We start from the raw sequence: 21,684 nt of genomic DNA, 5'->3' as shown, positions 1-21,684 counted from the left end.
AGAATCTTCCGGACACTTTTTTGCAAACTTAGCCGATACTTGGACTATGAACTTAACGATTAAACCGGCAAATCCGCAGGGAAAGGGCGCCGTCTCGATACTGGATAGTTTGCAACACGCCAAGCAGCAACTGGTCGCCCCCGCCAAGAACATTCAACAAATCGGCAGCGACTTGTTTACTTCGCTGTTCGTGTTAAACAGCCAGATTCGCTTCAAACCGACCGCCGGGCAAAGTTATTGGCTGTATTGCAAGGATGGACAGTATCGCTTGTCGTTAATTGCCCCGGAACAATGGTCGCCAGCCCGGTCCGGTCGCTATATCGGCGCTTGCCAATTACAATCCGATTTAACCTGGACCTTGGCGTTATCGGCAGATTGCGCCGCTGATCGCGCATTCCTCCAAGAAATCGCCGACCGCCGCCGGCAACTCGAACAAAAACTGCAGCAAGCCGAAACCATCGACGATGCCTTGCCGGTCTACCTGGAAACCCTGCCGTATTACTCCCGCATCCTCGCCTCGGCATTGGCCTATTCGCTGAAACAATCGATGCAGAAATCGGGTATTTCCGGCTTGAGTTATCGGCAGGCGGAAAGGCTGCTGATTGGGGCGGCGGAATAATTCATCTGCTAGACAAGTCGGAGCCGTAGCGCTTAATCTAGTGTTTAATTGCATAAATAAGCGATATGGAAATCAATTCTAACATTTTGATTATTAACCGATTTTAGTTATCACCAATTAACGCAATTAAGCACTAGCACTGAAGGTATTGAGCCGACTCTAAGCAGACGGTCACTCTATCTGATTGAGCGTCGGCAATTTTATTTTTAACCAGTCATAGCTCCAGATGCTTGACGGTATAGGCGAGGAATGGCCATAGTGGGCTATAGCAGGCTGGTGAAAAACCCACTGATATTTCCCCTTACCCACGGTTTCCGTGATTTTTTCGTGTTGAAATCGGTCATGACATCGAGTTTCAACCGTTTTGCCCCTGTTTCAAGGGCTTTTTATTCGCCTGAAGCCGTCTGTGGACGGTTTTCAGGCGCACTTCGCCCTAGGTGGGCGCACTCCACGCCGGTTTCGGCGTGAACACCAATAGGTTGAGCAAGCGCGTCAGGTTGTAGGCGGCAAAGCAAAACAAGGCCTGACCTGCGACTTTGGCTAAGCCGATGTGGCGGGTTTTACGCAGGCCCCCGACGGTCTTGATCCAGCCGAAGGCTTCTTCGACGATTTTGCGGCGCTTGAGGCTTTGAGCGTACGCTTTGCCGCGCGCGGTGCGGCCATCGACGGCACTGCCGGTCTTTTTGCGAGCAACATGGGCTTTGATGTCTTGCGTCTTGAGTTTGTTGACGAACGCCGGTTGGTCATAGCCTTTGTCGGCACCGACGCTGCCGCCTTTGGGAACACGGCGTTTGATCATTGTTTGCGCGGCTTCGATTTCAGCGGTGCCGGTGGCTTGGGTGGTTTCGACATCGACAATCAGGCCGTTACGATTCTCGGATAGGGCATGGGTGATGTAACGCAGTTTGGCCTCGGTGTATTCGCCTTTCTTGTAAAGCCGCGCTTCGGGGTCTGTCGTGCTCTGATGCGTGGCATTGCTGCGCTTTTCGCCGCTGAAGTCGACCTCGGGATTGCGGCCGGCGGGTTTATCAGGACCGCTGCCGTCTTTCTTCACGAAGCTTTTGTGCGAGGCCCAGGCTTCGATCAGGCTGCCGTCGACACTGAAGTGTTCGTCGGACACCAGGTTTTGCCATTCGGCAATGGCCAAGACCCGCTCAAAAAACTCGCGACTCAGTGCTTCGGACAGCAGGCGCTCGCGGTTGGCGCTGAACACGCTGCGTTCCCAGACAGCATCGTCGATACCCAAACCGACAAACCAGCGAAACAGCAGGTTGTAGTCCAGCTGTTCCATCAACTGGCGTTCGCTACGAACGGTGTACAGCACTTGCAATAGCAAGGCGCGCAGCAGTTTTTCGGGCGCAATCGACGGGCGGCCAGTATGGGAGTAGCATTCGGCAAAGACCGCATCCATAGAGGCCAATACGCCATCGACGAGTAGCCGTAAACGACGCAACGGATGCTGTTTGGGAATACGGTCTTCCAGGCTAACGTAGCTGAACCAGCTATTTTGAATGGCATCGTGTCCGCGCATGGGGGGCTTCTCCAATTTAGATGCGCTATTTTACTTGTTTGCTGAGGCTATGCGCCTTGATGACTGCAGCTTTGGGAGTTTTTCACCAGCCTGATAGGATTATTGGCAATTCTCTGTTTTATGATCAATACACCGTGCCGCTAGGTTTCTTGTTAGTCCTATATTTGAGTCTATTGTTTCTTGGCTTGCAAGTGAATGTAGATGTTGTTGCTAGACAAAGTCCTGCCAATTGCAAGATAATCAGACAATATGGCAGCGGTTGCTGCAGAGAGGCTAATGTATGACAACTTTATTAAGATTTTTTGGTCTTGTTCCTACAGCGGATGAGCGTGAACTTCTAAAACATCTTCGGAAAAAAGAATCGTCTTCTATGCGTGTTGTAGGTAGAGGTACGCTTACTATGAGCGCTAAAGAAGCTCGGTCAACCAAGAAGTCAAAAGCATTTATTGCAAAAATGGATGAGCTTATTGGCTGATAGGAATATGAGTGTTTCTATTACTTATCCTTCCTATTTTAGTTTCTGGCTATAGCGCTTTCACCCAGAATCCATATCATTACTATAGACTGCACCGATATGAAGGGCAGCTTCTTTACTTAGAAAGCGTTAGACTTGGTCTTGGATGTACTTTAGTAAGTGCAACATTTACTACTTTATTGAATTCGTTTGTTCCATCTTCAATTAATTTCCTTAATTTTGAAATATCGCTCGATATTTACAGGGGAATTAATTCTTTATTAAAAGAAATTTATCATGACTCTGATTCTTTGACGTGGATAATCATTATCACTGTTGGCTCCCTGGTAATTAGTAAGCTATACGTTTTTTCTGCAAAAATTCGATTGTTTATCAAAGCGTTTGACGTAACTGATGCCCTATCTTTGAGGCGTATTAAGGCATCAATTAAGCGAGGAAAATGGTTGTCACGACAGGATGAATCACTCCTTTCTTACAATGAAAGAGCTAAAATAATTCTAATGGCGTCAGTATTAAAAGATAGCCCCATAGCAGGCTGGTGAAAAACTCCCAAAGCTGCAGTCATCAAGGCGCATAGCCTCAGCAAACAAGTAAAATAGCGCATCTAAATTGGAGAAGCCCCCCATGCGCGGACACGATGCCATTCAAAATAGCTGGTTCAGCTACGTTAGCCTGGAAGACCGTATTCCCAAACAGCATCCGTTGCGTCGTTTACGGCTACTCGTCGATGGCGTATTGGCCTCTATGGATGCGGTCTTTGCCGAATGCTACTCCCATACTGGCCGCCCGTCGATTGCGCCCGAAAAACTGCTGCGCGCCTTGCTATTGCAAGTGCTGTACACCGTTCGTAGCGAACGCCAGTTGATGGAACAGCTGGACTACAACCTGCTGTTTCGCTGGTTTGTCGGTTTGGGTATCGACGATGCTGTCTGGGAACGCAGCGTGTTCAGCGCCAACCGCGAGCGCCTGCTGTCCGAAGCACTGAGTCGCGAGTTTTTTGAGCGGGTCTTGGCCATTGCCGAATGGCAAAACCTGGTGTCCGACGAACACTTCAGTGTCGACGGCAGCCTGATCGAAGCCTGGGCCTCGCACAAAAGCTTCGTGAAGAAAGACGGCAGCGGTCCTGATAAACCCGCCGGCCGCAATCCCGAGGTCGACTTCAGCGGCGAAAAGCGCAGCAATGCCACGCATCAGAGCACGACAGACCCCGAAGCGCGGCTTTACAAGAAAGGCGAATACACCGAGGCCAAACTGCGTTACATCACCCATGCCCTATCCGAGAATCGTAACGGCCTGATTGTCGATGTCGAAACCACCCAAGCCACCGGCACCGCTGAAATCGAAGCCGCGCAAACAATGATCAAACGCCGTGTTCCCAAAGGCGGCAGCGTCGGTGCCGACAAAGGCTATGACCAACCGGCGTTCGTCAACAAACTCAAGACGCAAGACATCAAAGCCCATGTTGCTCGCAAAAAGACCGGCAGTGCCGTCGATGGCCGCACCGCGCGCGGCAAAGCGTACGCTCAAAGCCTCAAGCGCCGCAAAATCGTCGAAGAAGCCTTCGGCTGGATCAAGACCGTCGGGGGCCTGCGTAAAACCCGCCACATCGGCTTAGCCAAAGTCGCAGGTCAGGCCTTGTTTTGCTTTGCCGCCTACAACCTGACGCGCTTGCTCAACCTATTGGTGTTCACGCCGAAACCGGCGTGGAGTGCGCCCACCTAGGGCGAAGTGCGCCTGAAAACCGTCCACAGACGGCTTCAGGCGAATAAAAAGCCCTTGAAACAGGGGCAAAACGGTTGAAACTCGATGTCATGACCGATTTCAACACGAAAAAATCACGGAAACCGTGGGTAAGGGGAAATATCAGTGGGTTTTTCACCAGCCTGATAGACGCCTTATTTCTAAAGTCTTATGTGATAGATGGCTTTTTTGTAATGCTTACGATGGATGATCGTAAGGTTTATATAGGCCGTGTTATTAGCTTAGGAGAGCCAAACGAAACAGAAGGTATGGATCAAGAGATAACGATAACACCATACGCAAGCGGTTATAGAGACAAAGACTCGTTGAATTTAGTGCTTACAACAAAGTACAAAGAAATATCAGAAGATGTATCTCTTGTTTTGAGACAAGATAAGATAATAAGCGCGACACATTTTTCTGAATCTATCTATGAAGAGTTTCAGCGCAAACACAATCCAAGTCTGATATTGTCCAGATTTCATTCTCGATGGCCAGCAATTGGCCGCTAGCAATTCGGTTAACAGCAAGCCGGCCCAAGCTTAGGAATTGGCATGACAAACTCCGGTTTCAGTCTGTGGGTTGAAGATGTCAAACGAGAGGTACGCCATTAGTAGACCTCAAAAGGCCATAAGGTGCGCAGATTATAGGGTGCTGCCGTCAGGCGCACCGTTCGCGATTGTTGCGCCTCGCATGGCTCGGCACAACCTATAAGCAGTCGCACCTTTTTGGGATTACGGCTGGTGGCTGTAGATCTATCAGCAGACCTTCGTCAGAAAAACCATCTGTCTGCTTTTGGCCCTAGCAGTCCGGTCAACGGTAAGGCGGCTCAAGCCTAGGAATAGGCATGGCAAGCTCCGGTTTCAGTGTAAGGGTTGAAGATGTCAAACGAGAGGTATGCCATAAGTAGACCTCAAAGCACGCATATTTCCCGCCTCTTAAACCGCATCTCGACCGGATGCGGGCAGCAAGCAGGATAGCAAGGTAAACAATGCCTTCGGATCGAGCGGTTTGTGCAAAACCAGATAGCCTTCCTGCTCGGCTTGGGCCAGGGCCGGCGAGTCGAATTCGCCGCTGATCATCGCCCCGGCCGCCTGCGGGCAGCGTTCCAATAGCGCTTGCAGCAATTCGAAGCCGCTTTCGCCGGAGCGCAGACGTTGGTCGCAAAAGATCGCGTCCGGTTCGAATCCCGAGTCCAGCGCGGCAAACGCTTCGCTGGCCGAAGCCACGCACACGGCGCCAATACCCCAGGCGCAGAGCAGGGCTTCCCAGGCGCTGCGCACTTGCGGCTCGTCGTCCACCACCAGGCAGCTGCCGTGCAGCAGGGTATCGCCGCCCACCGTCAAGGCCACGCTGTCGCGCACCGCGGAACGGCGCTCGCCGATCTCGGCTGCCGGTAGCCGCAGCCAGAAACGGGAACCCAGGCCCTCGCGCGAATTCAAGCCCTGGCTGGCGCCCATCAAATCGGCGCAGCGCGCCACCACCGCCAGACCCAGGCCATGGCCGGCATTGTCGATGCGCCAGGCGTGCTCCGGGCGGAAGAAGGGCGAATACACCCGCTGTTGGTCGGCTTCGGCAATACCGACCCCGGTATCCCAAACCTCGAACTGCCATTGCCCGCCCCGGCGCCGCACCGCCATCAGCACGCCGCCGCGCTGGGTGTAGCGCAAAGCGTTCTGCATCAGATTGACCATCGACTGCCTGAGCAGTAACGGGTCGGCACTGACCAAGGCTTTGCCGCGGCTGCCGCGTACCCGCAACGCGATATTGCGGGCCAGGGCTTCTTCCCGAAACAAGGTGGCGATGTCGGCCATCAGCGGGTCCAGCGCCACCGGCTGCAACTTCACCGGCTGGGCGCCGAGTTCGATCTTGGACAAGTCGAGCAGGGAGTTGAACATCTGCGTCACCGACTGCACGCTTTGCCGCAAGTCCTGCAAGGCCGGGCGCAAGGCGGGGTCTTGATTGCGACGGGAAATGGATTCGATCAGAAAGCCCATTGCGTGCACCGGCTGGCGCAGGTCGTGGGCGGCCGTGGTCAGAAAGCGGTTCTTGGCGTACAGCGCCGCTTCGGCTTGTTCCTTGGCGCGCCGGTAATCCTCGGCCAGACGCTTGCTGTCTTGTTCCAGTTTGACCTGTTGCAGGAAGAAGCGATGGGCAATCGACGAATGGCGGTGGATGGACAGGATATAGCTGATGCACAGCGGCATGACCAGATGCCAGTGGTCGGGGAAGGCCCAAGGCGTCAGTAGCGTGCAGCCGCCCCAGGCGGCATTGAAAAAACGTTTGAAGGCTCGGAATACCGGCGACTGGTGGGTGGCGTTGGCGGCCATGATCGCGGCCAGACTCATGTACAGCAACAGGGCGAACTCGAACGGCACCCGGCCGGCGATCACGGCCACCAAGCCGGCCAGACCCAGGCCGTGGCCCAGGGCCATGCGCAAGATCACCGGCATCCATCGGGCTATCGCTTCGCTCGGGCAAAGCCGCGCCCGGTCTTGCCGGTATTGGCGAAATTGCAGGCGGACCGCCGCCAGCGCCGCAAAGTAAGCCAACGTCCACACCGCCAGACCCAACGCGTTTTGGTCCAACTGATGTTTCCAGTAGACGAAGGGCATGGCGACGAAGGGGATAATGGTGATGCCGTAGACCAGCCGGTTGTGGGTCATGTCCAGCAGTCGGGCCTGGCCTTCCGCGCTCAAGTCTTCGAAACGCAAATCGTCGTCTGCGGCTTCGATCGGATCGGCAGCGGCGGCCATCAGTATTCCAGGCTGCGGCCGCGCAGTTTGGTGATGACTTCGATCCGGTTTTTCGCGCCCAGGCGTTCCAGGATGCCGGTGACGTGCTCCTTGACGGTGTGTTCCGACAGGGACAGGTTCAGCGCGATGCGTTTGTTCGGCAAGCCTTTCAGCATCATCGCCAGCACCTGGCCTTGGCGCGGAGTCAGGCCCAATTCGGCGGCCGTGACCGGTAGCTCTCGAGTCGACGCCAATACCGCGGCGGGCTGGCCTTGGAACCAGGCCTCGCCGGCCATGAGTGCGGCCACGGCCTCGGCGAACACGTTCGGCGCCGCCTGTTTATGGATAAAGCCGTCGGCGCCGGCCGCGGCGACTTTTTCGGCGATAGCCCGGTCGTCGTCGGCACTGATCGCCAGCACCTTCAGTGCCGGGCGGCGTTGTTTGATTTGCGCCAGTAGCGGCAGCGAGACGCCGTCCGGCAGCCAAAAATCGACTACCGCCAGTGCCGGCGGCGCGTCGCTATCCAGCAGCGGCCAAAACTCGGCGACGGCCGATACCGGCTGCGCGCGGTCGAAGCCGCAATGCGTCACTAAAAAATCGGCGATGCCGTGCGCCACCAGCGGATGGTCGTCTACCACCGCCGCCCAATCCGGATTTTTCACGTAAATGCTCCCTTGCATTGGTTAACCTGAGCCTGCGTTTTACGGCGCCGCTGCGGGGCCGAGTTGTGCCATGACCATGCGAAGTGATGGCGCCTCGGGATAAAGGCTAGCGGTAATCGGGACCTGCGTTAAAAAACGCGGTAGCCGGCGGTTTGGCCGAGGCTGGTCCTGAAAATCCATTGGCTGCCAAATACATGCAAATGATTTGCATGTTACCAGATTCCAACGCCTATCCTACCCCCACTGGAGTGGGGGTTCCACCGCCAAATTCCCTTCCCGATAATGTCGCCAAAACAAAACGTTTTTCCTATTTTTCCAACCGGAGCGAGTTTATGAACTTTAAACCGATTTATGGCGCCGTCGCCGCGCTCGGCATGGTCGCGGCACCGGCCGCACAGGCCCAATTGTTCGACCGCGGCGGCGGTTTGATTTACGACAGCGTACAAAACATCACCTGGCTGGCCGACGCCAACTATGCCAAAACCAGCGGTTTCGATGCCGAAGGCAAAATGAGTTGGCAAAACGCCGTGGCTTGGGTGGATGGCCTGATTTACTCGGATAGCGTGCGTGGCGTCAATTACAGCGATTGGCGGTTGCCGAGCTTTAATGACCTGGGGGCGGCGGGTTGCGACTACGGCTACAGCAACACCGACTGCGGCTTCAACGTCTCGACCGCCAGCTCGGAATTGGCTCATCTGTTTTACGGCGACTTCGCCAATATTGGTTTCGTCGATTCGCGCGGCCTACAACAGCCGGGTTACGGATTGGTCGACGATCCGGCCACCGCCGCCGACGAAAGCCTGTTCGGCAATATTCAATCTTTCAGCTATTGGTTGGGCAGCAGTTACCCCGGCGACTCGAACAAAGCCTGGTATTTCAGCACCGCGACCGGTATGCAGAACTACATCAGCAAAGGCAACAATTTTTACGTCTGGGCCGTGCGCGACGGCGACGTGACGGCAGTGCCGGACCCGGCAAGCTACATCTTGTTTTTATCCGGACTGGCCGCGATGGCCGGCTCGATTCGCCGCCGAAAAGCGGCCGCCTTCCCGGCGTTAGCCTGACCAAATATCCCCATCTGCAAGGAAAATATCTATGAAATTGAAACGCACTCTGCTTGCCGCCGGCGCGGCGGCTCTGACCCATCTCCCCACCGCCCAGGCGGCATTGCTGGACCGCGGCGGCGGCATGCTCTACGACACGGTATTGAACGTGACTTGGTTGCAGGATGCCAATTACGCCAAGACCAGCGGCTACGACGCCGACGGCAAGATGGACTGGCACGCGGCCGTGGCCTGGGCGGATCAATTGGAGTTCGGCGGCTTCAGCGACTGGCGGTTGGCCGGCATCAAGCCGGTCAACGGCATTGCCTATAACGAAAACTTTTCCGACGACGGTTCGACCGATTACGCCTGGAACGTCAGCAGCCCCAACTCCGAGCTGGGTTATATGTATTTCGTCAACCTGGGTTTGACGGCGTTTCAATTCCCGGACGGTAGCGACAATCCTAACTTCGGGATTTACCGCGACGGCCGCACCGGCGGCCAAACCGATGTCGGTTTGGTGAAAAATCTGCAGTCCTTCAATTATTGGTCCGGCAACGAAGTGCCAACCCGCACCGGCGAGGCTTGGTTTTTCGATACCGCGCTCGGCAGCCAACAAACTTGGTACAAGAAAAACCTGGGCTCGGATATGTATGTCTGGGCTGTGCGCGATGGCGACATAGCGGCGGTACCGCTACCGGGCGCGGTCTGGCTGTTCGCTAGTGCTGTGTTTGGTGGTTTGTTCGCGAATCGCCGTAAATCGAACTAACGTTGCGGGCCGCGTGGGCGGGCCGCCAAATCAAGGAAAATCTATGAAACTGCAATTATTGAGCGGCGCATTTGCCGCGTTATTGGCCGGAGCCGCTCCGGCTCACTCCTCGCAAATCGTTTTGACGTTCGAGGATATCGGTCCCGGCGGCCAGCTCGGCGACAGCTACGGCGGCATCTCGGGTTGGGATTCGTTCGGCCGGCTTGCCGATTATCCGTTCGGACGCGATCTGGGTTTGGGCGATTACCAGGTGCACGGCTGGGGCGGCGAACTGAGTTTCGAACAGGGGCCGGTGGTGTTCGAGGGGACTTATTACCAATTTTGGGGTACCAACAGCCAGGTGAGTTACGAGCTGTATTACCAAGGCCAATTGGTTTACAGCGCGCCGCTCGATCCTTTCAACCAGCCGAGCGGCTTGTATTGGCTGGCATCGGGCTATGCCGGCTTGGTCGACAAGATTTTCTTCTACGGGACTTCGGACGGCATCGTCATCGACAACCTGACCTATTCGCCGGCAGCCGTACCGCTGCCGGGCGCGGCCTGGCTGTTCGGCGGTGGCCTGGCGGGGTTGCTGGGTTATGGCCGGCGCCGCAACAACCGCTGAATCCGGCGGCCGATCAATACTTCAATCAAGGAAAAAATCGATGATAAACCGTAAATCCTGGCTGGCGGCCGGCTTGTCCTTATCGCTCGGCGGCTGTGCCGCCTGGGCCGTCACCCAAGACGCATTGGTAGACCGCACCGCCCACGCGTTGGGCCTGGAAAAGAACCAATTCAAGATCGAAAACCGGGTCGACGACGGTGTCACGACGCGCTATTCGGTCAAGACCGACAGTGGCCAACAATACAATTGCTACGTCGGCGGCTCGATCTCGGTGCTGGGGCGGATGGTTTCGGAAGCTATCTGCAGCAAAAAGGGCGAGCCGGCCAGAAATCCGTTGTTAGGCCAATGACCGGGTTTCGATCAGTTTGGGGTGCCGTGCTACGGCTAAGCCGCTCATGGTTCGACAAGCTCACCGCGAGCGGCTCAACTTAACGGCATAGCGCCGAGCCGGAGTGACATCGCAATGAAATGCCGCTGTGCGATAACGGCGATCTTTGCGTTACTGCTCGGCCTATTGAGCGGCTGCGCCGAGACGATTCCGAACGTCAAGATTGCCGAAATCGGGCGCCGGCAAGTGGAGTTTGCCTTGAGCCGGCACGATACCCGGCCGGTGGTGTTCGAAACCGGCTTGGGCGGAACTTTGGCTTGGTGGCGGGAGGTGTATCCGCCAATTGCCGCATCGGCGACCGCGTTGGCCTATAACCGTGCCGGGGTCGGCGCCAGCGAAGCGGTGGCCTCGGTCCGCGACGGTCGCCACGTCGTGCAGGAACTGCGCGAATTGTTGGTCGACCAAGGGCTGGCGCCGCCTTATATTCTGGTCGGGCATTCGCTGGGCGGTTTGTATATGCAATGGTATGCCCGGTACTATCCGCAAGAGGTCGCGGCTTTGATTCTGGTCGATTCGACCCATCCGGCCCAACTCAAAGGCCGGGGCGCCATCGAGAATTGGCCGTTCTGGCTGCGTTGGTTGTTCGATTTGTGGTTGCCGGTTACCGCCGAACGGGAACTGGCCGCGCTGGATCGGACCGGCGACGAAGTGCTGGCGGCTTCCGCCTATCGTAGCGGACCGGTAATTGTGCTGAGCGCGGCGCAACCCTTGGCCGACCGCTCGGAACTGGCGGACGACGCCAATCGAAAACGCCAAGACCTTGCTCGGTTGTATCCGGGATCGATACAAATCTGGGTGGACAGCGGTCACGCCATACCCTTGGAACGGCCGGAAGCGGTGGTTGCCGCAATCCGAGACGTGCTGGATGCGGTCCGATCCGAGGCTGGCCTTCTTCGTCGTGAGCAGGAATAGCTCCGATCCTTAACCGGCCTTTCGCGCCGGCCGATGTCGCGTTTAGTGTAAATTTTGCCGATGTGGTCTTTGACCGTGGTCAGTTTGATGTTTAGTCGCTTGGCACTATGGTCGTAGGACAGCCTTCCGCAACGCATTGCGCCACTTCCTGCTGCATCGGCGCCACCGCTTCGCTGCGGTAGACCCCTGCCTGATTGGCGCACAGTTGCGACAGCCGGCTCAGCAAGCAGTCCTCGCGCCGGCTGATGAATCGCTCGAGCACTTGACCATACTAACCTTCGCCAAACAAGCTCTCCAGGGGGGGGCGGCCCAAGCCGGGCGGTGCCGCAACGGCGCAATTCGGCGGCGTGTTGAACTCTAGCGCCGCCGGTTCGGCTACGCAGTAAAAACTCCACTCGGTCGGGACTTGGCTGGGGTTGGCGGGCGGTAGAGCGGGCCGAAAAACGGCGAGTCGTCGTTTTTCGGCCGCTTAGGTAGCGGTGTGTGGCGCGGTCCGGCTGCCGGCGGAAATCGGCGGCGTTTGCCGGGCCGGACTTACTTGCGCAAGCGTTTGTAGGCGTTGATCAGGCCGTTGGTCGAACTGTCGTGGTCGGAGACGGGTTCTTCGTTTTTCAATTGCGGCAAAATGGCCTTGGCTAGTACTTTACCCAATTCCACGCCCATCTGGTCGAAGGAGTTGATGTTCCAGATCACGCCCTGGACGAAGATTTTATGTTCGTAAAACGCGATCAACGTCCCCAGGGTTCTTGGCGTCAGTTTTTTGAATAGGAACGCGTTGGAGGGTTTGTTGCCTTCGAAGATCTTCGAAGCGATCAAGGCGTCGTCCAGGTTGGGCTCGTGGCTCAAATCCTGGCGCACTTCGGCTTCGGTTTTGCCGCGCATCAACGCCTCGGCCTGGGCCAGGAAGTTGGAGATCAAGATGTCGTGGTGGTCGGGCAGGTCGTAATGGCTCTGCGCCGCCGCCAGAAAATCGCCGGGGATCAGTTTGGTGCCCTGGTGGATCAACTGGAAAAAGGCGTGCTGGCCGTTGGTGCCCGGTTGGCCCCAAATGATCGGCCCGGTGTTGTAGTCCACTTTATCGCCGTTGATCGTTGCGCTTTTGCCGTTGCTTTCCATGTCGCCTTGCTGGAAATAATCGGCGAAATATTTCAGCGACTGGGCGTAGGGCAGGATCGCGTAGGTTTCGGCGTCGAAGAAATTGTTGTACCAGATGCCGAGCAATCCCATGATGACCGGGATGTTTTGTTCGAACGGAGCGCTGCGGAAGTGTTCGTCGGCCAAATGCGCGCCCATCAGCAGTTCTTCGAAATTGTCCATGCCGATGTACAGCGCGATGGACATGCCGATCACCGACCACAAGGAATAGCGGCCGCCGACCCAGTCCCAGAACTCGTACATGTTTTCCAGGTCGATGCCGAATTCCTTGACTTTGGCTTCGTTGGTGGAAATCGCGACAAAGTGCTTGGACATGTGTCCCTGCTCTTGCGCCGCTTTCAAAAACCAGTCGCGGGCCGAACGGGCGTTGGTCATGGTTTCCTGGGTCGTGAAGGTTTTCGAGGAAATCAAGAACAGCGTGGTTTCCGGATTCAACGGCTTCAGTGTCTCGACGATGTCGGTCTGGTCGACGTTGGACACGAAATGGGCCTTCAGGCCTTCTTTGCCGTAAGGGGTCAATGCGGTGTCGACCATTTTCGGCCCGAGATCGGAGCCGCCGATACCGATGTTGACGATGTCGGTGATGGTTTTTCCGGTGTAGCCGGTCCAGGCGCCGGAGCGGACTTGTTCGGTAAACACCCGCATTCTGGCCAGCACTTTATTGATTTCCGGCATGACGTCTTCGCCGCGGAAATAAATCGGCTTGTTGCTGCGGTTACGCAGTGCGGTATGCAACACGGCGCGTTTTTCCGTGGTATTAATGATGGAACCGGAGAACATGGCTTCGGTTTTTGCCGAGAGCTGAGCTCGGTTGGCCAGTTCGATCAGTAGCGGCAGGGTGCGCTCGGTGATCAGATTTTTCGAGTAGTCGAACAACAGGTCGTTGAACGTGACCGAAAATTTGTCGAATCGCTTGGGATCTTTGTCGAACGCGTCCTTCATGCAAAATTTGCCGGCAATCTCGCGGTGGTGTTGCTTGACGGCGTTCCATTCGGCAGAGTCTACTAATTTGGACATATTGTTTGGATGTTAATTGACCAGAGAGGTTAGTTCGGTGGAAAAGAACGGGCGGAGGCGTTTGGGGGAACGGTTCATAACCTCATTATAAGGATTGTCTTTGGCTACTGACAAAAAAAATTAAGCAGCGAATAGTGCCGGCCAAGTCTGGAACGCCAGCCTTTCTTTGCCTAGGGCGATGTGCTAGAGTTAGCAATTGTTTCGATCCAAATCAGGCAGTTACATTCGCCGGTGACGAAAACAGGTTTCATGCATAACCACATGAAAGATAATAAAAACTAAAGCATTTATTAACACGGGAAGGGGATTTATGAAAAGCTCTCGCATGATAAGAAACGGTTTCCTAGGCTTGCTGGGCCTGGTTTTTTCGGCCGCGGTATCGGCGCACGGCGGTGCTGCCGGCACGGACACCGACCAATGCAAATTCGAACTGGAAAAGGACCACTGGATACACTACACCGCCTATCAGCCCAAAGCCTATCCGGCGGAAGAGTTTTGCGGCAACATTCCCGATACCGGCTCGTTGACCCAGTTGGTGTTCGATTACCAAGACCAACGTTATCGAGGTATGGCGGTGGAATTCGAAGTGACGAAAGAACCGGAAGGCAAACGGGTATTTTTCCAGGGGGCCGAAAAACACAAATCCGGTACTGTGGTGTTGAACCTGCCTGAGGGCGTGCCCGAAGTAGGTAAATACCTGATCCACATCACGCTGCTGCAAGACAACGGTGAGCGTTTGGACGCTCACATGAGCTTCAAAGCCGGTGGCGGCCAACCGACCAGCAAATCTAGCTATGGCCTGTATGCATTGGTTCTGTTCGCCGGTCTTTACATTTTTTATCTGTCCAACGCCGGCTTCAAAAGTAAAGTTGACGGCATGCTAGGTAAAGCCAAAGAGCTTTAATGTTGGATCGCCCTTTGCCGGCCAAAGCCGGCAAAGGGCGCAATGCTGCAACCCATTAGTAAAATCCGCAGTTTACGGTAGATTCATGATTCACATCCGCCTCACAGGTATTCGCGCCATGGTTAAATTTTTCTCACTTGCCTCATTAGTCTGTGCTTTGTCGGTCTCGGCAGTGTCCGCAAAAGAGATCCAGGAACACAACCAGATGATGAACCACGGCGACGGGCACATGATGGACATGGACGGCGCGATGGTGATGGGCCAGAATACCGACACGCTGCCGGGCGGTTGCGACAAAATCGCCGCGACCAAGGAAATCACGGTACGCGCAGGGCACAAGTATTCCGAAAAATTCCCCGGTACGATGTTCGCGTTCGACCAGCAGGAATACCAGTTCGAGCCTTGCACCAAACTGACCGTACATTTCATCAACGAAGACGAAATACGCCACCAGTGGATGATGCACGGCCTGCCCAAGTACCTGTACCCGAAAGGCATGTTCCATCTCGAAGTCAGCGGCCCCGGCAAAGTGTCCGGCACTCTGATCTTGCCGCCGGGCGATAAAACCTATTTGGTTCACTGCGATATCGCCCAGCACATGGAAAAAGGCATGAAAGGCCAGTTGAAGGTCGGTAAAGGCGGCGAAGATTTGCCGAGTATTCCCGGCGTCACCGCGAGCATTTTTCCCGACGACTACAGCGGCAAGCCTTACGATCCGAAGGTCGACGCTCCGGTAACTCCTGCGCCGGTAGCGGCGCAGCCTGCGGCGGCCAAAGCCGCTCCGGCGCCGGCTCAGCCTGACGATTCCATTGTCTCCGGCGTCACCGTGATCGGTTTGGCGATAGGCTTCGTCGCCGCTCCTTGGTTGGCCAAGCGTTTTGCCGGCATGAGTGCCGGGGAAATCGTTGCCACGATACTGGAGCAGGCGGCGCATTGGGTCGGCTTGGTTGTGCAACTGCTGGGCAAGCTGGTGAAAATGGTTTCCGGTAAAAACGCCATCGCCTTGCCGGACAAATAAGCCAAATTGGCAAAAGCCCCTGAAACTTAGGTTTCAGGGGCTTTTTTATGGGACAAACCAATGCAATTCGAATCCTGGGGCCTGTTGGGCTTGTTCGCCAGCGCGTTTATTTCTTCGACGGTCGCGCCCGGCGGTTCCGAAGCGGTGTTGGCTTATCTGGTTAACCAGCATCAGATACCGGTAGTCTCGCTGGTTGCCGTCGCAACGCTGGGCAACACTTTGGGAGCCTTGACCACTTGGTGGCTCGGATTGTGGGCGGCCGCCAAATATCCGGCCGATAACCTGTTGGCCGGCGAGCGGCAGCGGTCGTTGCGCGCCGTGCGCCGCTGGGGCAGTTGGGCGTTGTTGTTTTCCTGGTTGCCGTTGGTGGGCGACGGCTTGTGCTTCGCGGCGGGGTGGTTGCGTGTGTCCTGGGTTTCCTCGCTGTGCGCGATCTTTTTCGGTAAAGTCTTGCGCTATATTGCCGTGGCTTACGCTTTTATCTGATTGCCTATGAGTTTTTTTTCGCTACCCCATTTCCCGCCGGTCGATAACGCGGCCGAGCACCGCCGCCGCGATTACCAAATCGCCGGCTTCACCTTTGTGACGACGACGATTTGTTTGACGATGGATGGTTTCGCGCCGCAATTCATGCAATACGTGCTGGCCCTGTTCGGCTGGCTATTTCTGTTCGCCTGGCTGCGCGGCGAATGTAAATACGTCCGCACCCAGGTTGCCGTTGCGGTGACGTTTGCGCTAATCGGCGAATATTTTGCGTCGGTATACATGAAGGGCTACATCTACCGCTTCGGCAATGTTCCGGCCTATGTGCCGGCCGGCCATGGTTTGGTGTATCTGACCGCCGTTGCATTGGGTCGCTCCGGCCTGTTCCAGCGCCACGCGCGGCGGATCGCGCTATTTGTTGTCGCTGCTTGCGGCAGTTGGGTTGCCTGGGGTTTGAGCGGTTACGCTCGGCTCGACGTGATAGGCGCGGTATTGTTTGTTGTGTTCTTGGGCTACCTGTTCAAAGGCCGTTCGCCGATGGTCTATCTGGGCGCGTTTTTCATCACCTCATGGTTGGAAATCGTCGGCACCAGTGCCGGTACCTGGGCCTGGGCCGAGATCGATCCGGCCTCGCACCTGCCGCAAGGCAACCCGCCCAGCGGTGTCGCTGCCTGGTACTGCCTGGTCGACGCGGTGGCGATTGCCGGGGCAGGGCCGCTTTTGCAATTTTTGAGTAAAACCGCTCTGGTGCTGCAACGGCAACGGGCCTGATCAATCCGCGGCCGAGGTTTTGCCCGGCCGCGTTGTTATCGCATGCAAGCTGACGCAGTCGCCGACTCGGATCACGCCGCCGGCCACTATGGCGGCCGTCATGCCGCCGTGGCCGCGCAACGCGTTGTAGCTGCCCGCGCCTAATTCGGCCGCCATTTTCGAGCACGGGTCGCACGGGCCGGTAATCCGAATTCTCACCTCGTGGCCGACGGCCCATTCCAATTGCGCGTCCGGAAACGGCGAACGCATGCCAACCAAGTTCAAACCGGAAATCAGCAGATTGCGCCGTAGCCGGAGCGGATCCAGATAGTCGAGTCCGCACCAGCCGGCGACCAGCGGCAGGTGTTCGGCTTGAAACAACGTAATCTCTCGTTTCGGCGATTGCCGGCCGGACTGTTTGCCGGCCGCACGGCGGTCGCCGATCAAGCCGCGACCCGGTTCGGCAACGGCTGCGTTGACCGAAACCGCCGGTTCGTCGCGCGCCGGGCGCAAAACGATGGCTTCGATCCGGCCGGTGCTTGCGAAGCCTTGGCAGAGCTGCCGCAGGTCCATGTTCGCTTAACTGAAGGGGGCAAAATTGCGATTGGGTCCGGTAAGCAAGGTTATCATTCCGAATTCGCTTGGTTCTTGTAACGCCAGGTCAAATACCCCATCAGCGCGCCCCAGACCAGCATGTAAATGCCGTGCAAAATGATCTCGAAGTTCAGCCGATAGGCTTCGACGTAATAATCGTACAAATAGTCGAGCACGACCGCGGCCAGGGTTAATTGGACGGCATGTTTGAACGTCAATTTTTTGAAATAAAAACAACTGACGCCGAGCACGAAAAAGCCTATCAAAAACCGGGCGCCGGCGTGAATGCTCCATTCCATATTCGGTATTGCCGATTTCAGCAGCGCCAAATTCATGAAGTAGAGCAGAGCGAGGCCGGCGGTGAAAGAAAATAGCAATAGCTTCATTGTGGTTCCCCTGTGTTTGCTTTAGTTATTTTAGTTTCTGTAGCGGCAGCTTTAGGGTTGCTGTGCCGCTATCCGCTTTGCGTCGGCTGTATTCGCCGGGTTGGCGGAGTTCGCGCAAAATACAGCCTAATCGATAAAAGGACTCCGGCCGCCACGCTTGGTTCGATACAGGCTGCCGATTGTAAGGCCATATAGTGTTGCGCCGATACTGCCCGACTCCGAACCAGCGCGGGGCCTAGCCGCGCGCCGGCCGGTTTCTAGCCGAACCGGGGTCGTGGTCGAAGCGGATTGGCAAATCGCATAATTGTTGATCGGGATCAAATTTGCGGGCAATCCCGATTTAGACAGCGCTGCGGCGGAGGCATACAATCCGGGGCAATGCCGGAGCAATCGCCCGGCAAAATCTTCCGGTCAAGTACCATCGAGGAGGTTGTTATGCCAGTCACCCGAGTCATAGTTGCCGATAGCAGCAGAGCACGTTTTTTCAACTTAACCAGCCGCATCGAGCCGATGCTCGAATTGGACGGTTTGACCCATGCCGAAGGCCGGATGCGCGGCCAGGAAGAGGTTAGCGACCGCCAAGGCGGCATTGCCGGCGGGCATGGCGAAGGCGACCATACCTTCGAAGCGCCCACCGATCTGAAACATCACGAAGCCGAGGTATTCGCCAGACAGATTGCCGACCGGCTGGAACAAGGGCGGGTTAACCACGAGTTTGACAAGTTGGTTTTGGTGGCGCCGCCGGCGTTTTTAGGGGCGCTCCGCCAAGCACTGAATAACCATTTGCAAGATCTGGTGGAACATTCGTTGGACAAAAACCTGGTTGTCGCCGACGAAGCGGCCATCCGCGACCACATTTTGTAAGGCCTTTGCCCGCCCTTCGCACGAAACCCGGTCTCGCTCCGGCGCGGCCGGGTTCGTCGCTGGCGCCCGCCTGCCGCATCCGGAACCGCGCCGATTTTGCCGCATAGCGCTTGATCGAGCCGCGCCATCCCGTTAAATACCTGACTATCCACCGAAAATCTGGCCCGGCTACGTTTTACGGGTAAAATGAGGCTTCGTATAACGCAAGCTCTACCGACACAAAACATGGACAAGACCTATTCCCCGCACGCTATCGAACAACGCTGGTATCAACTTTGGGAACAAAGCGGCTACTTCGCCGCCAACCGCGAAGGCGCATCGTATTGCATCATGATTCCGCCGCCCAACGTCACCGGCAGCCTGCACATGGGGCATGCGTTTCAGGACACCATCATGGATGCGCTGACTCGCTATCACCGGATGAAAGGTTGCAACGCCTTGTGGCAGCCGGGCACCGACCATGCCGGCATCGCCACGCAAATGGTGGTGGAGCGCATCATCAACGCCGACGGCAAGACTCGCCACGACTACGGCCGCGACGCCTTTATCCAAAAAGTCTGGGAATGGAAGGAACAATCCGGCGGCACGATTACCCGCCAGTTGCGCCGAATGGGTTCTTCGCTGGACTGGGATAAAGAGCGCTTCACGATGGATGAGGGCATGTCCGCCGCCGTGCAGGAAGTGTTTATCAAGTTGTACGAAGAAGGCTTGATCTATCGCGGTAAGCGTTTGGTGAACTGGGATCCGGTGTTGCACACCGCCGTGTCCGACTTGGAAGTATTGTCGGAAGAAGAAGCCGGCTCGATGTGGCATATGCGTTACCCGTTGTCCAACGGCACCGGTCATTTGGTCGTCGCGACGACACGGCCGGAAACCATGCTCGGCGATGCGGCGGTGGCGGTGCATCCGGACGACGAGCGTTACAAACACCTGATCGGCGAATTGGTGGAACTGCCGCTCACCGGCCGCTTGATTCCGATCATCGCCGACGAGTATGTCGATCCGGAATTCGGCACCGGTTGCGTCAAGATCACCCCTGCCCATGACTTCAACGACTACGAAGTCTGGGGTCGCCACAAACACATGAACGTGATAGCCGACCAGCCCCACGGCGGCTTGATCAACATCTTCACCGTCGATGCGGCGATACGGGCCAACGACGACGGTTTTGAAATCATTCCGCAAGCCTATATTGGCCTGGACCGCTTCGAGGCCCGCAAACGGATCGTCGCCGACCTGGACGCTCAAGGTCTTTTGGAAAAAATCGCCGACCACAAACTGATGGTGCCGCGCGGCGACCGCACCGGCGCGGTGATCGAACCGTTCCTGACCAACCAGTGGTACGTCAAGATCGCGCCATTAGCCAAGCCTGCCATCGAAGCGGTCGAAACCGGCGCGATCAAGTTCGTGCCGGACAACTGGAAGAACACCTATTTCGAATGGATGCGCAATATTCAGGATTGGTGCATCTCCCGGCAAATCTGGTGGGGCCACCGCATCCCGGCTTGGTACGACGACAAGGGCAACACCTACGTCGCCCATTCCGAGCAGGAAGTGCGCGAGCAACACGGTTTGGCTGCCGATTATCCGCTGCATCAAGACGAAGACGTGCTGGATACCTGGTTCTCGTCGGCGCTGTGGCCGTTCTCGACGCTGGGCTGGCCGGAAAAGACTCCGGAACTGGCCGCGCATTACCCAACCAGCGTGTTGGTCACAGGTTTCGACATCATTTTCTTCTGGGTGGCGCGGATGATTATGATGGGCCTGAAATTCCAGGGCGAGGTGCCGTTCAAGGAAGTTTACATCCACGGCCTGGTGCGCGACGCCGAAGGCCAGAAGATGTCCAAATCCAAGGGCAACGTGCTCGATCCGATCGACATCATCGACGGTATCGAACTGGATGCGCTGGTCGAAAAACGCGTGTCCGGCATGATGCAGCCGCACTTGGCCAAGAAAATCGAACAAGCCACCCGCAAGCAATTCCCGGACGGCATTCCGTCCTATGGCACCGACGCACTGCGCTTTACCTTCGCATCGCTGGCGTCGACCGGCCGCGACATTCGCTTCGATTTGCAGCGCACCGAAGGCTACCGCAACTTCTGCAACAAATTGTGGAACGCGGCGCGCTACGTGCTGATGAACACCGAAGGCCAGGACAACGGCGTCGATTGCGCCGAATGTAGCTATAGTCCGGCCGATCTGTGGATTTTGTCCAGACTGAACCGCACCATCGCCGAAACCAGCAGCGCGATCGACAGCTACCGCTTCGATTTGGCCGCGCAGGCGATTTACGAATTCACCTGGAACGAGTACTGCGACTGGTATCTGGAACTGGCGAAAATTTCGCTGCAAAGCGACGACGCCTTGTTGCAGCGCGGCACCCGCCAAACCCTGTTGCGGGTGCTGGAAACCGTACTGAGACTGGCGCATCCGATCATGCCGTTCATCACCGAGGAAATCTGGCAACGTGTCGGACCGTTGGCCGGCGTGACGGCGGCGACCATCATGTTGCAGCCTTACCCGGCAAGCGACGCAAGCGCTATCGACGCCGCCGCCGAAACGCAAGTGAAGTGGGCGATGGATTTCATCCTCGGCATCCGCCGGATTCGCGGCGAAATGAACATCGCGCCGGGCAAGCCATTGAACGTCTTGCTGCAAAACGGCTCTGCCAATGACCAAGCCAATCTCAAACAGCTGGAAAGCTATTTGCTGAAACTGGGCCGCCTGGAAAGCATTACCTGGCTGAACGCCGGCGATGACGCGCCGGAATCGGCGATTGCGCTGGTCGGCGACATGAAAATCCTGATCCCGATGGCCGGCTTGATCGACAAGGACGCCGAACTGGCGCGGCTGGACAAGGAAATTCAACGCATCGAAAAAGAGCTGCCGCGCATCGAAGGCAAGCTCGGCAATGCCGCCTTCGTCGACAAAGCTCCGGCCGACGTTATCGCCAAGGAACGGGAAAAACTGGCCGGGCTACAGTCGTCGCTGGCCAATCTGCAGGAACAGTACGCCAAAATCAAAGCCTTGTAAGC

General features: G+C 56.5%; 23 protein-coding genes. 16 read left to right on the top strand and 7 right to left on the bottom strand.

Annotated elements, in window-relative coordinates; all coding sequences use genetic code 11:
* Nucleotides 1–46: 46 nt before the first annotated feature.
* Nucleotides 47–619: a DUF2452 domain-containing protein gene (locus tag MKFW12EY_RS19595; RefSeq protein ID WP_054763329.1), complete on the top strand. Its 573-nt coding sequence runs from the start codon at nt 47–49 to the stop codon at nt 617–619.
* Nucleotides 620–1,052: 433 nt separating this feature from the next.
* Here the strand turns inward: MKFW12EY_RS19595 and MKFW12EY_RS19590 are convergent, their stop codons facing one another.
* The gene (locus MKFW12EY_RS19590; protein ID WP_221053058.1) at nt 1,053–2,150 is read right to left on the bottom strand and encodes an IS5 family transposase; all 1,098 of its coding nucleotides are present in this window, start codon (nt 2,148–2,150) and stop codon (nt 1,053–1,055) included.
* 280 nt (nt 2,151–2,430) lie between these two features.
* Here MKFW12EY_RS19590 and MKFW12EY_RS19585 point away from each other — a divergent pair, with 280 nt between their 5' ends.
* From MKFW12EY_RS19585 to MKFW12EY_RS19570, 4 genes are all read left to right on the top strand, one after another.
* Complete coding sequence (locus MKFW12EY_RS19585) at nt 2,431–2,625, top strand: hypothetical protein (protein ID WP_221053612.1); 195 nt, start codon at nt 2,431–2,433, stop codon at nt 2,623–2,625.
* A gap of 11 nt (nt 2,626–2,636) precedes the next feature.
* Complete coding sequence (locus MKFW12EY_RS19580) at nt 2,637–3,167, top strand: hypothetical protein (protein ID WP_221053611.1); 531 nt, start codon at nt 2,637–2,639, stop codon at nt 3,165–3,167.
* An 82-nt stretch (nt 3,168–3,249) separates the two neighbouring features.
* Nucleotides 3,250–4,347 (top strand): IS5 family transposase, encoded by a 1,098-nt coding sequence (locus MKFW12EY_RS19575; RefSeq protein WP_221053058.1) that lies wholly within the window; start codon nt 3,250–3,252, stop codon nt 4,345–4,347.
* A gap of 89 nt (nt 4,348–4,436) precedes the next feature.
* Nucleotides 4,437–4,877 carry a hypothetical protein gene (locus MKFW12EY_RS19570; RefSeq protein WP_221053610.1) on the top strand — a complete coding sequence of 147 codons (441 nt, stop codon included), beginning with the start codon at nt 4,437–4,439 and terminating at the stop codon, nt 4,875–4,877.
* A gap of 426 nt (nt 4,878–5,303) precedes the next feature.
* Here the strand turns inward: MKFW12EY_RS19570 and MKFW12EY_RS19565 are convergent, their stop codons facing one another.
* On the bottom strand, nt 5,304–7,121 hold the full coding sequence (locus MKFW12EY_RS19565) for a hybrid sensor histidine kinase/response regulator (RefSeq protein ID WP_221053609.1): 1,818 nt from the start codon (nt 7,119–7,121) through the stop codon (nt 5,304–5,306).
* Complete coding sequence (locus MKFW12EY_RS19560; protein ID WP_082409854.1) at nt 7,121–7,762, bottom strand: LuxR C-terminal-related transcriptional regulator; 642 nt, start codon at nt 7,760–7,762, stop codon at nt 7,121–7,123. Before MKFW12EY_RS19560 ends, MKFW12EY_RS19565 begins: the two co-directional genes overlap by 1 nt.
* Before the next feature lie 332 nt (nt 7,763–8,094).
* On the opposite strand from MKFW12EY_RS19560, the gene MKFW12EY_RS19555 reads away from it, so the two are divergent.
* The 5 genes from MKFW12EY_RS19555 to MKFW12EY_RS19535 all read left to right on the top strand — a co-directional run bounded on the left by MKFW12EY_RS19555 (nt 8,095) and on the right by MKFW12EY_RS19535 (nt 11,478).
* Nucleotides 8,095–8,826, top strand: coding sequence for an Lcl C-terminal domain-containing protein (locus MKFW12EY_RS19555; RefSeq protein WP_054762182.1), 732 nt, complete (start codon nt 8,095–8,097; stop codon nt 8,824–8,826).
* 31 nt (nt 8,827–8,857) lie between these two features.
* Entirely contained in the window at nt 8,858–9,574 is a 717-nt protein-coding gene (locus tag MKFW12EY_RS19550; protein WP_221053608.1) for an Lcl domain-containing protein, read from the top strand.
* Nucleotides 9,575–9,617: 43 nt separating this feature from the next.
* The gene (locus MKFW12EY_RS19545) at nt 9,618–10,178 is read left to right on the top strand and encodes a hypothetical protein (protein WP_054762189.1); all 561 of its coding nucleotides are present in this window, start codon (nt 9,618–9,620) and stop codon (nt 10,176–10,178) included.
* A gap of 40 nt (nt 10,179–10,218) precedes the next feature.
* Nucleotides 10,219–10,527: a hypothetical protein gene (locus MKFW12EY_RS19540; protein ID WP_064022917.1), complete on the top strand. Its 309-nt coding sequence runs from the start codon at nt 10,219–10,221 to the stop codon at nt 10,525–10,527.
* 114 nt (nt 10,528–10,641) lie between these two features.
* Nucleotides 10,642–11,478, top strand: coding sequence for an alpha/beta fold hydrolase (locus MKFW12EY_RS19535; protein WP_221053607.1), 837 nt, complete (start codon nt 10,642–10,644; stop codon nt 11,476–11,478).
* A 91-nt stretch (nt 11,479–11,569) separates the two neighbouring features.
* Here the strand turns inward: MKFW12EY_RS19535 and MKFW12EY_RS19530 are convergent, their stop codons facing one another.
* The gene (locus MKFW12EY_RS19530) at nt 11,570–11,740 is read right to left on the bottom strand and encodes a hypothetical protein (protein WP_157199411.1); all 171 of its coding nucleotides are present in this window, start codon (nt 11,738–11,740) and stop codon (nt 11,570–11,572) included.
* A gap of 272 nt (nt 11,741–12,012) precedes the next feature.
* A complete protein-coding gene (gene pgi / locus MKFW12EY_RS19525; RefSeq protein WP_054762192.1) occupies nt 12,013–13,650 on the bottom strand; it encodes a glucose-6-phosphate isomerase in 1,638 nt (545 codons plus the stop codon).
* A gap of 310 nt (nt 13,651–13,960) precedes the next feature.
* Here pgi and MKFW12EY_RS19520 point away from each other — a divergent pair, with 310 nt between their 5' ends.
* The 4 genes from MKFW12EY_RS19520 to MKFW12EY_RS19505 all read left to right on the top strand — a co-directional run bounded on the left by MKFW12EY_RS19520 (nt 13,961) and on the right by MKFW12EY_RS19505 (nt 16,826).
* Nucleotides 13,961–14,554, top strand: a complete 594-nt coding sequence (locus MKFW12EY_RS19520; protein ID WP_054762194.1) for a hypothetical protein — start codon at nt 13,961–13,963, stop codon at nt 14,552–14,554.
* Nucleotides 14,555–14,672: 118 nt separating this feature from the next.
* A complete protein-coding gene (locus MKFW12EY_RS19515; RefSeq protein ID WP_064027663.1) occupies nt 14,673–15,572 on the top strand; it encodes a cupredoxin domain-containing protein in 900 nt (299 codons plus the stop codon).
* 60 nt (nt 15,573–15,632) lie between these two features.
* Nucleotides 15,633–16,058: a YqaA family protein gene (locus tag MKFW12EY_RS19510; RefSeq protein ID WP_054762196.1), complete on the top strand. Its 426-nt coding sequence runs from the start codon at nt 15,633–15,635 to the stop codon at nt 16,056–16,058.
* A 6-nt stretch (nt 16,059–16,064) separates the two neighbouring features.
* Nucleotides 16,065–16,826, top strand: a complete 762-nt coding sequence (locus MKFW12EY_RS19505) for a hypothetical protein (protein ID WP_064022911.1) — start codon at nt 16,065–16,067, stop codon at nt 16,824–16,826.
* On the opposite strand, the gene MKFW12EY_RS19500 is transcribed toward MKFW12EY_RS19505, so the two are convergent.
* Nucleotides 16,827–17,378 (bottom strand): MOSC domain-containing protein, encoded by a 552-nt coding sequence (locus MKFW12EY_RS19500; protein WP_221053606.1) that lies wholly within the window; start codon nt 17,376–17,378, stop codon nt 16,827–16,829. It lies immediately after the preceding gene.
* A gap of 53 nt (nt 17,379–17,431) precedes the next feature.
* On the bottom strand, nt 17,432–17,785 hold the full coding sequence (locus MKFW12EY_RS19495; RefSeq protein WP_054762200.1) for a hypothetical protein: 354 nt from the start codon (nt 17,783–17,785) through the stop codon (nt 17,432–17,434).
* 435 nt (nt 17,786–18,220) lie between these two features.
* On the opposite strand from MKFW12EY_RS19495, the gene MKFW12EY_RS19490 reads away from it, so the two are divergent.
* Nucleotides 18,221–18,649, top strand: coding sequence for a host attachment protein (locus MKFW12EY_RS19490; protein WP_054762209.1), 429 nt, complete (start codon nt 18,221–18,223; stop codon nt 18,647–18,649).
* A 225-nt stretch (nt 18,650–18,874) separates the two neighbouring features.
* Nucleotides 18,875–21,682, top strand: coding sequence for a valine--tRNA ligase (locus MKFW12EY_RS19485; protein ID WP_054762202.1), 2,808 nt, complete (start codon nt 18,875–18,877; stop codon nt 21,680–21,682).
* Nucleotides 21,683–21,684 lie beyond the last annotated feature (2 nt).

This window comes from Methylomonas koyamae (assembly GCF_019669905.1).
Taxonomy (GTDB): Bacteria; Pseudomonadota; Gammaproteobacteria; order Methylococcales; family Methylomonadaceae; genus Methylomonas; species Methylomonas koyamae.
Note: the sequence above shows the minus strand (reverse complement) of the source record. Positions and strands in the feature narration are given on the sequence as shown.

Coding starts and splice junctions, on each gene's coding strand:
- MKFW12EY_RS19595 (WP_054763329.1), top strand. CDS start 47: ATGAACTTAACGATTAAACCGGCAAATCCGCAGGGAAAGGGCGCCGTC.
- MKFW12EY_RS19590 (WP_221053058.1), bottom strand. CDS start 2,150: ATGCGCGGACACGATGCCATTCAAAATAGCTGGTTCAGCTACGTTAGC.
- MKFW12EY_RS19585 (WP_221053612.1), top strand. CDS start 2,431: ATGACAACTTTATTAAGATTTTTTGGTCTTGTTCCTACAGCGGATGAG.
- MKFW12EY_RS19575 (WP_221053058.1), top strand. CDS start 3,250: ATGCGCGGACACGATGCCATTCAAAATAGCTGGTTCAGCTACGTTAGC.
- MKFW12EY_RS19570 (WP_221053610.1), top strand. CDS start 4,437: ATGACCGATTTCAACACGAAAAAATCACGGAAACCGTGGGTAAGGGGA.
- MKFW12EY_RS19565 (WP_221053609.1), bottom strand. CDS start 7,121: ATGGCCGCCGCTGCCGATCCGATCGAAGCCGCAGACGACGATTTGCGT.
- MKFW12EY_RS19555 (WP_054762182.1), top strand. CDS start 8,095: ATGAACTTTAAACCGATTTATGGCGCCGTCGCCGCGCTCGGCATGGTC.
- MKFW12EY_RS19550 (WP_221053608.1), top strand. CDS start 8,858: ATGAAATTGAAACGCACTCTGCTTGCCGCCGGCGCGGCGGCTCTGACC.
- MKFW12EY_RS19545 (WP_054762189.1), top strand. CDS start 9,618: ATGAAACTGCAATTATTGAGCGGCGCATTTGCCGCGTTATTGGCCGGA.
- MKFW12EY_RS19540 (WP_064022917.1), top strand. CDS start 10,219: ATGATAAACCGTAAATCCTGGCTGGCGGCCGGCTTGTCCTTATCGCTC.
- MKFW12EY_RS19535 (WP_221053607.1), top strand. CDS start 10,642: ATGAAATGCCGCTGTGCGATAACGGCGATCTTTGCGTTACTGCTCGGC.
- pgi (WP_054762192.1), bottom strand. CDS start 13,650: ATGTCCAAATTAGTAGACTCTGCCGAATGGAACGCCGTCAAGCAACAC.
- MKFW12EY_RS19520 (WP_054762194.1), top strand. CDS start 13,961: ATGAAAAGCTCTCGCATGATAAGAAACGGTTTCCTAGGCTTGCTGGGC.
- MKFW12EY_RS19515 (WP_064027663.1), top strand. CDS start 14,673: ATGGTTAAATTTTTCTCACTTGCCTCATTAGTCTGTGCTTTGTCGGTC.
- MKFW12EY_RS19510 (WP_054762196.1), top strand. CDS start 15,633: ATGCAATTCGAATCCTGGGGCCTGTTGGGCTTGTTCGCCAGCGCGTTT.
- MKFW12EY_RS19505 (WP_064022911.1), top strand. CDS start 16,065: ATGAGTTTTTTTTCGCTACCCCATTTCCCGCCGGTCGATAACGCGGCC.
- MKFW12EY_RS19500 (WP_221053606.1), bottom strand. CDS start 17,378: ATGGACCTGCGGCAGCTCTGCCAAGGCTTCGCAAGCACCGGCCGGATC.
- MKFW12EY_RS19495 (WP_054762200.1), bottom strand. CDS start 17,785: ATGAAGCTATTGCTATTTTCTTTCACCGCCGGCCTCGCTCTGCTCTAC.
- MKFW12EY_RS19490 (WP_054762209.1), top strand. CDS start 18,221: ATGCCAGTCACCCGAGTCATAGTTGCCGATAGCAGCAGAGCACGTTTT.
- MKFW12EY_RS19485 (WP_054762202.1), top strand. CDS start 18,875: ATGGACAAGACCTATTCCCCGCACGCTATCGAACAACGCTGGTATCAA.